The 11,160-nt window shown below is 70.3% G+C and carries 12 protein-coding genes; 5 read left to right on the top strand and 7 right to left on the bottom strand.

The window, feature by feature from the left end:
• Positions 1-366 precede the first annotated feature (366 nt).
• Entirely contained in the window at positions 367-1,677 is a 1,311-nt protein-coding gene (locus ACT3T5_RS16895) for an ISL3 family transposase (protein WP_444594987.1), read from the bottom strand.
• A gap of 502 nt (positions 1,678-2,179) precedes the next feature.
• Between ACT3T5_RS16895 and ACT3T5_RS16890 the strand changes: the two genes are divergently transcribed.
• The 4 genes from ACT3T5_RS16890 to ACT3T5_RS16875 all read left to right on the top strand — a co-directional run bounded on the left by ACT3T5_RS16890 (position 2,180) and on the right by ACT3T5_RS16875 (position 6,322).
• Positions 2,180-2,617, top strand: a complete 438-nt coding sequence (locus tag ACT3T5_RS16890) for a GNAT family N-acetyltransferase (protein WP_444594986.1) — start codon at positions 2,180-2,182, stop codon at positions 2,615-2,617.
• Positions 2,618-2,801: 184 nt separating this feature from the next.
• On the top strand, positions 2,802-3,902 hold the full coding sequence (mraY, locus tag ACT3T5_RS16885) for a phospho-N-acetylmuramoyl-pentapeptide-transferase (RefSeq protein WP_444594985.1): 1,101 nt from the start codon (positions 2,802-2,804) through the stop codon (positions 3,900-3,902).
• A 160-nt stretch (positions 3,903-4,062) separates the two neighbouring features.
• Complete coding sequence (locus ACT3T5_RS16880) at positions 4,063-5,274, top strand: MFS transporter (protein WP_444594984.1); 1,212 nt, start codon at positions 4,063-4,065, stop codon at positions 5,272-5,274.
• A gap of 76 nt (positions 5,275-5,350) precedes the next feature.
• Positions 5,351-6,322, top strand: coding sequence for a GNAT family N-acetyltransferase (locus ACT3T5_RS16875; RefSeq protein WP_444577020.1), 972 nt, complete (start codon positions 5,351-5,353; stop codon positions 6,320-6,322).
• An 18-nt stretch (positions 6,323-6,340) separates the two neighbouring features.
• On the opposite strand, the gene ACT3T5_RS16870 is transcribed toward ACT3T5_RS16875, so the two are convergent.
• The 3 genes from ACT3T5_RS16870 to ACT3T5_RS16860 are packed head-to-tail and all read right to left on the bottom strand — an operon-like array spanning position 6,341 to position 8,921.
• Positions 6,341-7,225: an aminoglycoside phosphotransferase family protein gene (locus tag ACT3T5_RS16870; protein ID WP_444594983.1), complete on the bottom strand. Its 885-nt coding sequence runs from the start codon at positions 7,223-7,225 to the stop codon at positions 6,341-6,343.
• Between the two features lie 4 nt (positions 7,226-7,229).
• Positions 7,230-8,525 carry an RNA polymerase sigma factor gene (locus tag ACT3T5_RS16865; protein ID WP_444594982.1) on the bottom strand — a complete coding sequence of 432 codons (1,296 nt, stop codon included), beginning with the start codon at positions 8,523-8,525 and terminating at the stop codon, positions 7,230-7,232.
• Between the two features lie 21 nt (positions 8,526-8,546).
• The gene (locus tag ACT3T5_RS16860; protein ID WP_444594981.1) at positions 8,547-8,921 is read right to left on the bottom strand and encodes a YciI family protein; all 375 of its coding nucleotides are present in this window, start codon (positions 8,919-8,921) and stop codon (positions 8,547-8,549) included.
• A 285-nt stretch (positions 8,922-9,206) separates the two neighbouring features.
• On the opposite strand from ACT3T5_RS16860, the gene ACT3T5_RS16855 reads away from it, so the two are divergent.
• The gene (locus tag ACT3T5_RS16855) at positions 9,207-9,581 is read left to right on the top strand and encodes a VOC family protein (protein ID WP_443426779.1); all 375 of its coding nucleotides are present in this window, start codon (positions 9,207-9,209) and stop codon (positions 9,579-9,581) included.
• A gap of 2 nt (positions 9,582-9,583) precedes the next feature.
• On the opposite strand, the gene ACT3T5_RS16850 is transcribed toward ACT3T5_RS16855, so the two are convergent.
• The 3 genes from ACT3T5_RS16850 to ACT3T5_RS16840 form a co-directional block, all read right to left on the bottom strand.
• Positions 9,584-10,015, bottom strand: coding sequence for a VOC family protein (locus tag ACT3T5_RS16850; protein ID WP_444594980.1), 432 nt, complete (start codon positions 10,013-10,015; stop codon positions 9,584-9,586).
• Positions 10,016-10,097: 82 nt separating this feature from the next.
• The gene (locus ACT3T5_RS16845; RefSeq protein ID WP_444594979.1) at positions 10,098-10,769 is read right to left on the bottom strand and encodes a cation diffusion facilitator family transporter; all 672 of its coding nucleotides are present in this window, start codon (positions 10,767-10,769) and stop codon (positions 10,098-10,100) included.
• Positions 10,766-11,101 carry an ArsR/SmtB family transcription factor gene (locus ACT3T5_RS16840; protein WP_444594978.1) on the bottom strand — a complete coding sequence of 112 codons (336 nt, stop codon included), beginning with the start codon at positions 11,099-11,101 and terminating at the stop codon, positions 10,766-10,768. The genes ACT3T5_RS16845 and ACT3T5_RS16840 overlap by 4 nt, the downstream gene beginning before the upstream one ends.
• Positions 11,102-11,160 lie beyond the last annotated feature (59 nt).

The raw sequence follows: 11,160 nt of genomic DNA, 5'->3' as shown, positions 1-11,160 counted from the left end.
CCCTCGAGCAGTGCACTGTCAAATCCACTAAAGCAGGCACAGAAGCGCCTGCCCCTGCCGCCGACCACCAGTCGTGGTACAATGCGCCTCGACGGGTCTATCCTAGTGGAGCCCCTCTCGCAGCGTTGATATCGATTGATGGCCCACATCAAGGGGGATAGATGCATTTTGTAGTGCCACAGCTCAGCGAAGTCCTGTTTGGCGCAGGATGGCTCGCACTGATCGGCGCCATCGGCTTCGCGCTATTTAAGGGGTTCCGAAGTGGGCGCGGCAAGACGGGTGGGGCAAACAAGTGAAAACTAATCGTCGCGCAGGCCCACTGACCGCTCTGCTTATTGCGTTCATTATCGGGATCGGTTTCCCGGCTCATCGCATCTGAGGGTGTAGCTGGTTTCTGAATCCTCCTGATTCGAGCAGGCTGCGGGCGACGTAGTTGGTGAGGTTTCGGAAGCCGAGGGCGGAGCCGCGGAGGTGTTCAAGCCGTCCGTTGATCGCCTCTGTCGGCCCGTTGCTGGTGCCGGGGCGATCGAAGAACGCCAGGACGTCGTCGGCGCGCTTGGTCAGCGTCCGGCCCAGCTTTCCCAGCTCGACGAGGGTGTCTGGGACCTTCGCCCTGAGGGCCGCGATGACCTTCTCCATCTTCGATCTGGCTCTGGCCCGGTCGGGCTCTCGATAGGCGGCGATCATGGCCTGGTGGATCTCCCAAGTAGCCTCGACCGCAGCGTGAGGGTGGTGGGCGAACAGGGCGTTGAGGCGTTCGCGCTGCCGCTGGGTCAGCAGCTTGGTCCCGGTATGGAGGGTGCGGCGGGACTTGTAGAGAGGGTCGTCCTTGCGGCCTCGACGCTTGTGGAGCTTCTGCTGGATCCGCCGCCGGCAGTCATCCAGAGCGTCCCCGGCGAGGCGGACGACGTGGAAGGGATCCATGACCGCGACCGCTCCGGGCAGGGCCTCGCTCGTCGCGGTCTTGAACCCTGTGAATCCGTCCATCGCGACGACCTCGACGCGGTCCTTCCACGCCTTGGGTCGCGCTTCGAGCCAGGCCTTGAATGCCGCCTTGGAGCGTCCTTCGACCATGTCCAGCAGCCTCGCCGGCCCGGTCTTGTCCCTGGCGGAGGTGAGATCGATGATCACGGTGACGTACTTGTCGCCGCGGCGGGTGTGGCGCCAGACGTGCTCATCAACGCCGATCACGCGGACTCCGTCGAAGCGGGCCGGGTCATCGATCAGCAGGCGCTTCCCCTCGGCCAGGACGGCGTCGTTCGCGGTGTGCCAGGCCACGCCCAGCCCGGCAGCGACCCGCGCGACCGAGAGGTGATCGATGACCAGCGCCTCCAGCGCCCACCGGGTCCCGCCCCGGGAGAGCTTCGCCCGCCCGGCCGCTGCAGCCGTGGTGTCTTCGCGCCAGTGGGTTCCGCAGTGGTCACATCGGTAGCGCCGGATTCGCACCAGAAGCGTCGTGGGGCGGTGGCCGAACGGCTCATGCGCCAGGGACCGCGAGATGGAACCCCGCGACGTCGCCCGTCCTCCGCAGGCACGGCACCACGATTCCTCCTCGGCGACCCGACACTCCAGCACCGCTCGATCGGCCGTGAGGTTCTGGCCGACCACGACCAGACCAAGCTCCTCAAGGCGGGTGAAGGTCGTCAGGTCGGGGTCGCCGAAGGTAGCGTTGGGCATGTCGAGGTCTTCCTGATGGCGACCGTGAGAACTTCCATCATCGGGAGACCTCGACGTTTATCCCGGCACCGACGCGCCCACCCCACGCCCCGCAGCTACCCCCTCAACTGCGAAGAGCCGCTTTGATCTCTTCCGGTGTTGACGCGGGTACTAGGCGGCCTCTCTGGCGCCCCCTCGCCTCTCCGCCGAGCTCGTCCTGACGAGGGTCCATTTGGACCGAAACGCGAGCTCGCACACCGAAGAGTCGAGGACGGACCCCGCCTTCGCTAGCTGTCGCGCTGGGGTATACCCCAACGGTGCACCCAAGCCGTGGTGTCGCCCTGGTTGCGGATAGGGCCCCCGCCGGGTGTTTCGTGACAGATCTGCTCGCCGTGCAGGGCCGGGCACCTCAACGGGGATTCCGGGAAGAACTGCCCCGGTACGCAAAGCTCCAGCGTCACCGGAGCATTCGCGCAGGTGGTCCAGCGTCATCGCTGAGGCAGCGCGGGATAGCGTGGCGCCCATGGCTGTGACGACACTGGTTATCCGCGAGGCGCGCGTCGACGATGAGGCGGAGCTGTGGCCGATGGCTTCGGCCCTCGCCACGTCATACGTGCCCACGCGCGAGCGCGTCCGGGCCGGCCTGAGGGGGATCACGGAGGATCCCCGTGCCGCCGTGCTCGTCGCCGACCTGCACGGGCGCCTCGTCGGCTACGTGCACGTGCTCGTCCATGACGCGTTCCATGCCGACGGGATGATCGGCTGGGTCGAGGAGCTGATGGTGGGGGAGGACCAGCGCGGCACCGGATGCGGCCGCGAGCTGATGAATGCTGCCGAGCGGTGGGCCACGGAGAACTTCGACATCGCCTACCTCGCCGTCGCGACCCGCAGGGCCGAGGGCTTCTACCGTTCCATCGGGTACGACGAGTCCGCGACGTACTTCAAGAAGTCCTTCCGCTGATCCCGGGACCGTCTGTGCGCAGCGCTCGCCGAGAGGGCGTCCCCGGGCACTGCGATACCTTGACCCTTCGACCCCCGTGACCCGGGCGGACTTCCCCACGGATGGACCGACGAATGAATGGCCCCCAGATGAACCCGATTCTGCCCGACAGCTCCGAGTCCGACAGCTCCGAGGGAGCGCGTCGGTGAACCTCGTCTTCCTCGGCGCCGTCGTCGCGCTCGTCATCAGCCTGGTCGGCACGCGTTCCTACACCGCCCTCGCGCAGCGCAGGGGCTGGGCCCAGTTCGTCCGGGACGACGGCCCCACCAGCCACCATTCGAAGCGCGGCACCCCGCAGATGGGCGGCCTCGTGATCATCGGGGCCACGGTGGCCGCCTACGCCCTCGCGCATCTGGCCACCTGGAGCGCGCCGACGGTCTCGGGTCTGCTGGTGCTGTTCCTGATGGCGGGGGTCGGGTTCATCGGCTTCCTCGACGACTGGACCAAGATCAAGCGCGAGCGGTCCCTCGGGCTGCGCTCCGGGCAGAAGCTCGTGGGCCAGATCGTCGTGGCGGTCGTCTTCGCCCTCCTGGCCACCCGGTTCCCCCGCGAGGGGATCACCCCGGCCAGCTTCCGGATCTCCTTCGTGCGGGACACCTGGGTGGACCTCGCCGTGCTCGGCACAGTCATCGGCCTGCTGCTGTTCGTCGCCTGGTCCGTCCTCATGATCACCGGGGCGAGCAACGGCGTGAACCTCACCGACGGTCTGGACGGCCAGGCGGCCGGTGCCTGCGTCATGGTGTTCGGCGCCTACGTGCTGATCGGTGTGTGGCAGTGGATCCACAACTGCCAACGGGTCACGTCGACCGGATGCTACGCGGTGCGCGACCCGCTGGATCTGGCGCTGGTGGCGGTGTGCATCATGTGCGCCTGCATCGGCTTCCTGTGGTGGAACACCTCGCCGGCCCGTCTCTTCATGGGGGACACCGGATCGCTCGCGCTCGGCGGCGCCCTGGCCGGCATGGCGATCATGACCCATACCGAGCTGCTCATGGTCATCCTCGGCGGACTCTTCGTGTTCGAGACCATGTCGGTGATCCTGCAGGTCAGCTACTTCAAGGCGACCAAGCGTCGCAACGGCGGCGTGGGCAAGCGGCTCTTCCTGATCACACCGATCCACCACCACTTCGAGATGCTCGGCTGGGAGCAGATCACCGTCTCGATCCGCTTCTGGATCATCTGCGGGATCTGCGTCGCGGCGGGCCTGGGCATCTTCTACGGGGAGTGGGTGCTCCTCGACGGGTGACGCGCTGTGCCGCCGCTCTCCCGAGGGCCGGGCCCCTCTCCCGCTCCCGTGCGAACGGGGATAGGTTTGCTCTGCACGGTGTGTACACCCGTGCACTGCGGCGCATCCCGTCGCCCCGTCGTCGGCCCCGCCGCCCTGCCATCCCCCTCGAGGAGCCCTCGTGCCCATCCCGCTGCGTCGCCGTCGCTGGGCGCTGTACGCGCTGTTCCTGCTGCCCGGCCTGAGCGTCTCCGCGTGGGTCACCCGCACCCCCGTGGTCCGCGACCTGCTGGAGGTCTCCACCTCCCAGATGGGCATGGTGCTGTTCGGCCTGTCCGTCGGGTCGATGATCGGGATCCTCTCCTCCGGCCCGCTCGTGATGCGACTCGGCACGCGGCCCGTCGTGCTGGTCGGGTCATCGCTGATAGTGCTGGCCATGCCCACGATCGGACTCGGGGCGATGGCGGGGCTGCCCGTGCTGGTCGCGCTCGGGCTGGCCCTGTTCGGCGCCGGCATGGGCGGCGGCGAGGTCGCCATGAACATCGAGGGGGCCGACGTCGAACGGATCGGCGGGCGCCCCTTCCTCCCGGCCCTGCACGGCTGCTTCAGCCTCGGCACCGTGATCGGTGCGGGCCTCGGCATACTCGCCAACGCGGTCCGGTTCCCCGTCGCCGCGCACCTGTCGCTGACCGGAGCGCTCGGTGCCGTGCTGCTGATCTGGGCCCTGCGCTCGATCCCCGTCGGCACCGGTCTCGTCTCCTCGCAGCAGCGCACCGAGCAGGCCGCGACGCCCGGCCCCGCGATCTGGAAGGACACCCGGCTGCTGTTCATCGGCGGCATCGTGCTGGCCATGGCGCTCGCCGAGGGCACCGCCACCGACTGGCTGCCGCTGGTCATGGTCGACGGCCACGGCTTCGGGGCGACCATGGGGGCGAGCGTCTTCGCCCTCTTCGCGGCGTCCATGACAGTGGGCCGCTTCGCCGGCGGACCGATCGTGGCCCGGGCAGGCCGCGCCCGGGTGCTCATGGTCAGCGCCCTGTTCGCCGCCGTGGGGCTCGCGCTGATCGCGTTCGTCGACAGCCAGGGCGTGGCCGTGGCCGCCGTGATCCTGTGGGGCCTCGGCGCCTCGCTGGGCTTCCCGCTCGCGCTCTCGGCCGCGGGCGACTCGGGCTCCAACCCCGCCGGACGCGTGGCCCTGGCGTCGACCATCGGGTACCTGGCGTTCCTCGTCGGCCCGCCCACGCTGGGCTTCCTCGGCGAGCACATCGGGCTGCGTCTCGCCCTCGTGGTCCCGCTCGCGGTGGTGCTCGTGGCCGTATTCCTGGCCCCCTCGACCGCCCCGCGCTCCATCCCCGACGAGGACCGGTCCGAGGAGTTCGAACCCGCTCGCTGAGCGTAATCGCGGGGTGGCCGTGCGGCACCGCGGAAAGACGTCGCGCAGCAGCGGATAGCCGTGATCCGATGGGTGCATGAGCACCGTGCAGATCACCGACGTCGATCCGACCCGCGCGGGGGATCTCCTTGCCTGGAACGCCCTGCTGAGAGACGGGTTCATCGCCGGACGCGAGGCCGCCTGGTGGGCGAGCGACGAAGCCGTCCTGGCCCGTTACGGGGACCCGAAGCCCGGCCACACCGCCGTGCTGCTGCTCGCCACTCTCGAGAGCCGACCCGTTGGTGCCGCAGAGGTCGACGCCGGTCCCGGGGAGCCCGCCGAGGTGGAGATCTCCGTGCTGCCCGACGCCCGCCGTCAGGGCGTGGGCACCGCGCTCGCCGAGGCGGTGCGGGAACGACTGCGCGGCGTGGCCGACGTGGTCCAGGCCGAGACGTACTCCGAGGCCGGAGCGGGTTTCGCGACCGAGCTCGGGCTGCGTGTCGGGAACCAGGAGCACCGGCTCCTGCTCGACCTCCCCGTCGACCTGGAGGCGCTGCGTGCGCAGCACCTGGCGCCGTCTGACGTGGAGGTGCGGTCGTGGACCGGGGCCTGCCCGGACGACGTCATCGAGGACTGGGCGCGCCTGACCACGCAGATGGAGGAGGACGTGCCGATGGGCGACCTCACCCGCCCCGCCTCCCGCGGCGACGTGGAGTCCGTGCGCCGCGGGGAGCAGCGGATGGCGGACCAGGGCTGGATCCTGGTGCGCAGCCTCGCCCGGCTCGACGGCGTGAGCGTGGGCTACACGGAGATCTTCGTCAGCCGCCACGACCCCGAGATCATCACACAGGACGACACCCTCGTGGACCGCGACCATCGCGGCCACGGCGTGGGACGGGCTCTCAAGCTCGCCAACCTCGAGAACCTGATGACGCTCGAGGAGACCCGGCGGGCCCGCTGGGTGCAGACCTATACGGCACTGGACAACGCCGCGATGCTCGCGCTGAACCTCGCGTTCGGCTTCCACACCGCCGATCAGCTGACGATCCTCGAGGGGCCCGTCGGCTGATCGGCCCGGAGTTGGCCGTCAGCTGAAGAGCTCCAGCAGGCGCCGGCACTTCGGCGGGTCCAGGGTCAGGCCCTGCTCCAGCCCCCACAGCAGGTAGGACATCGAGCGCACGAGCACCCAGTCCCGTGCCCGCTCCGGCGGGACCTGCGCCGCCTCGACGAAGGCGGCCAGCGCCGCGCGGACGTCTTCCTCGGCCGGCAGCTCGTCCAGGCGCGACCACAGCGCACGGCCGACGTCGTACTCGCGGTTCCCGCGCAGCAGCACCGGGTCCACGACCGTCCATCGATGCCGGGCCCCGGTGAGGACCTGCTGGTCGTGGAGGTCGCCGTCGACCGATCCGTGGCCGGGATCGTCGGCGGTGCGTCGGCCCGCGGCGGCGATCCCGGCCTCCAGGAGCGTGCGCGGAACGGGCTCACCCAGGGCCTCCCAACGGGCGGTGGCCGAGCGGGCCTCGCCGGCGGCGATCTCGTGCGTGCCCGTCGCCGTCCCCGGGGCCGGGACGGCGAGGGTGCGGGTGAGGGCACCGAGCACGGCGGCGGAGCGCTGCGGGGACTGTGCCGACAGGGAGCGCGAGGGGTCCAGGCGTTCGAGCAGCATCACGCCCGCCGCCTCGTCGCTGTCGAGCAGCTCCACGACCCCGCGACCGTCCCAGTGCCGCAGCGCCGCGCACTCGAGAGCCAGATCGTCCCCGGGAGGGGAGAGCCGCAGTGCGGCCTCCTGCGTGCCCCGGCGCACGGGTACGACCAGCGCGTTCGAGCCGTGCACGGGGTCTCCGTCGACCTCCAGGCCCCAGTCCTCGCACCGGCGGGCGACCAGCGCGGGCAGCCGGTCCAGCCACGCCCGTCCGGACTCGTCGTGCCACCAGCGCGGCATCCGACGGAACGAGGAGGGCACGGTGATCATGAGGTCATCCTGCCGTGGCGTTGGCGTTGGCGTTGGCGTTGGCGTTGGCGTTGGCGGCCGGCCCGTGGCCGGCGAGGCGCAGCAGGTAGCGCTGCTCGGGGAGGCTGTGCGTGCCCTCGGCCGCGCGCAGGAACGCCTCCCGCGCCTCCGACTCCCGGCCCAGCCGGGTCAGGAGGTGCCCGGTGATCGCCTGGTGGCGGTGGCTCTGCTCAGGGCTCCGGGCCAGCAGGTCGAGACCGGCCTGCGGCCCCGCCACCTCGGCCGTCGCGACCGCGAGGCCGAGCGCGACCGACGGGGTCGGGTCGACGCGCTCGAGCATCCGGTAGAGCTCGAGGATCTGCGGCCAGTCCGTCGCGGCGAACGACGGGGCCTCCGCGTGCACCGCGGCGATCGCGGCCTGCAGCTGGAAGGCGCCGACGTACCCGGAGCTCAGCGTCGGCACCAGCAGCGCGATGCCCTCTGCGATCAAGTCCTGGTCCCAGAGTCGGCGATCCTGCTCCGGGAGCGGGATGATCTCCCCGTCGCTGTCGAGACGGGCGGGTGAGCGGGCGTGGGTGAGCAGCAGGAGCGCCAGCAGGCCGGCGCTCTCCGGCTCCGACGGTCGCGCATGATGCACCTCCCGGGCCAGCCGCACGGCGCTCTCCCCGAGCAGCGGATCCGCTCCGCGCACACGCTCGGCCAGGGAGTGGTCCTGCGTGTAGATCGCGGCCACGGTATGGCGCACTGCATGGAGCCGGCGCGGGAGCTCGGCCGGGGAGGGAGGGGAGAAGATCGCCCCGTACGTGCGGAGGGTGGCTTTGGCGCGACTGATCCGCTGCGCCATCGTCGGTTCGGGCACGAAGAAGCAGGTCGCGATTTCCGCGGTCGTGAGCCCGGCGACCGCCCGCAGGGTGAGCGCCACCTGCGAGGGCGCGGTCAGGGCGGGGTGAGCGCAGAGCATCATCAGGGTCAGGGTGTCGTCCCCGTCGTCCCTGTTGCCGCTGTCGTCCTCGGGAAGGTTCTGGTCTCCGACGTCGCGGACCTCGAGCCGGGCCGCGCGCTCCTCCCGATCCCGCCGGGAGGCGTCGGCCCGGATGATGTCCACCAGGCGCCGGGAGGCGACCCGGTGCAACCACGCCCGCGGCGTCGTCGGCAGGCCGTCGCGCGGCCACTGCTCGGCAGCGGCGAGGAGCGCGAGCTGGACGGCGTCCTCGCAGTCCGCGAGATCCCGATGGCGGCGCAGCAGCGCGGCGAGGACGTGCGGCGCCTCGTCGCGCCACACGTCCTTCCACGCGTCGGCCTCCGCCATCAGGTCGGGCATGCGTTCAAGACCCGTCGGGCCCTAGCTCATCACCGGGCGCAGCTCGATCGTCTCGCCGCGTGCCCCGAAGAGGTTGGCGATCTCCTCGGCGCGCTCGAGGGTGTCGACATCGATGACGAAGAACCCCGCCAGATGCTCCCTGCCTTCGGCGTACGGGCCGTCGATCGCGACCTTCTGCCCGTCCTTCCACCGGAACAGGCGGGAGGTCGACGGGGCGCCGAGCGCCTCGGCGTGGACGAGCTCCCCGCGGTCCATGACCTCGGCGAACCCTTCGTCGAACGCCTTTCCGCCGGCATCTCGCTCTTCCTGGGGGAGGGCCTGGTGCTCGGGCAGGTAGTCCGCGGTGGGGTGGCCCCAGGGCTGCGGGTTCGAGTGGATGAGGATGACGTACTTCATGACTGCTCCTTCGAAGAGGGGTCGAGAGGAGGCGCCGTGCGGCGTCTCCGTCCGGTGGTCGGAACAGGTCCGGGTTTCTCGACATGTCCGGGGTGGCGGGGCTGCGGCCGGGCCGACGCCGGTCTCTTCCCGTCGGCCAGCCGGTCCGCTAGAGTCACCGGCGATGATGACCAGTCAGGCCCCAGCGGGCCGCTCCCGGAACGGCCACCTGGTCGTGGCCTGATCCGCGCTCCTCCTCGCGTCTGTGCGACCTCGACCCTCGACCCCACAGACCCACGGAGAACCATGACCGCACGTTTCAACCACACCATCATCGCCTCGACGGATCCGGCCGAGATGGCCGATTTCTACCGCGAGCTGCTCGAGGCCGACGACGCCCCGGCCTGGGGCCCCTTCCGCAACCTGCAGATCGCCGACGGCGTGCTGCTCCAGTTCGCGGCACCCCCGATCGACTTCCCGCCCCAGCACTACGCCTACCTGCTGGACGACGAGCACTTCGACCGGGCGTATGCGCTGATCACCGGCCAGGGGCGGGAGCACTGGGCGGATCCTCGGCGAACCCTGCCCGGGGAGATCAACCACGAGCACGACGGCCGAGGGGTGTACCTGCTGGACCCCTCCGGCCACTACCTCGAGCTGATCACCCGCGCGTACCTCTGAGCTCAGGCCTGCTCGGGTGCGCCGATGTTGACCTGCCAGATGATCCCGAACCGGTCGGTGAAGGAGCCGTAGACGTCGCCCCACATCTGCTTCTCCAGGGGCATCGTGATCGAGCCGCCCTCGGAGAGTCTTTCGTAGGCGCTGCGCAGCAGGGTCTGGTCGTCGCCCATGAGCGAGAGGGTGACGTTGGTGCCCTGGACGAAGCCCTCGGGGCTCATGCCCTCGATGACGTCGGAGACGTACAGGCGGATCAGCTCGGTGACCTCGAGCGAGCCGTGCATGATCTTGTCGGCTGCAGGGTTGTCGGCAGGAATGGCTCCGGCCTCGCCGAAGGTCACGAACTGCGGGATCGACCCGAGGGCCTGGCCATAGAACTCGAAGGCCTCGCGGGAGTTCCCCTTGAAGTTGAGGTAAGGGTGCAGGGCTGCGGGCATGGCGTCCTCCTCGACGTCGGCGCGGGCACGATGCCGTGCGCTCAGGAGTGAGCGTAGGTGCCCGGGCCGACGGGCGGAAGACTCAGCAGCAGCTTTCGCCGCCCTCGCTCTCGCCGACCAGTGCGGAGACCGGCTGCTTGCACGCGTCGCCGCGCCACGCCTCGAGGCCCTCGCGGAGTGCGAACACGGCGATCACCAGCGCCGCGACCGCATCGGCCCAGGCCCACCCCAACAGGGAGTTCGCGACCAGCCCCAGCAGCACGGCCGCGGAGAGGTAGGAGCAGATCAGGGTCTGCTTCGAGTCGGCGATCGCGCTCGCCGAGCCCAGCTCCCGCCCCGTGCGGCGCTCGAACCAGGACAGCACCGGCATGATCACGACGCTCACCGCGGCCAGGGCGATGCCCACGGGCGAGTGGTCGGGATCGGCCGCGCCGAGCAGCGAGCGCAGCGCGTCGACCGTGACGAAAGCGGCCAGACCGAAGAACGAGATCGCGATGACCTTCAGGGCGACCTTCTCGCGACGGTGCGGGTCGGGGCCGGCGAACTGCCAGGCCACGGCCGCGGCGGAGAGCACCTCCACGATCGAGTCGAGCCCGAACCCGATCAGCGCGGAGGAGGATGCCGCGCGGCCGGCGGCCAGGGCGATCACCGCCTCGAGGACGTTATAGGTGATCGTCGCCGCGACGATCCAACGGATCCTGCGCTGGAGGAGCAGGCGGCGGACGGAGGGCGCGGGAGCGGCGGCCGGGATCATGCGCAGGTGCACTCGTCGCCGGAGCAGCAGTCGGGGTCGACGACCAGCACGAGGCGCACGAGATCGCCGAGGGCATCGGCGAGGTGCGGGTCGCTCAGTCGGTACCAGGTGTTCCGGCCGTCCTTCACGCCTTCGACCAGTCCGCATCCGCGCAGGCAGGCGAGGTGGTTGGAGAGCTTCTGGCGGGACACCCCGAGGGCGTCGGCGAGGTCGGAGGGGAAGGCGGGGGCTTCGCGCAGCGCCAGCAGCACCCGTGCCCGGGTCTCGTCCGAGAGGGCGTAGCCGAGGCGGGCGAGGGAGGCGGTGTGGCTGAGCGTCACGGTCTCGTGCATCCTCCGACAGTACAGCAAAATCTGTACTGATCGTGTGTCGGTCAGGTCGGATGGGGCCG

Origin of the sequence: Brachybacterium sp. AOP3-A1-3, assembly GCF_052378285.1 — a bacterium.
Classification (GTDB): domain Bacteria; phylum Actinomycetota; class Actinomycetes; order Actinomycetales; family Dermabacteraceae; genus Brachybacterium.
This window is presented reverse-complemented; position numbering and strand designations above follow the sequence as displayed.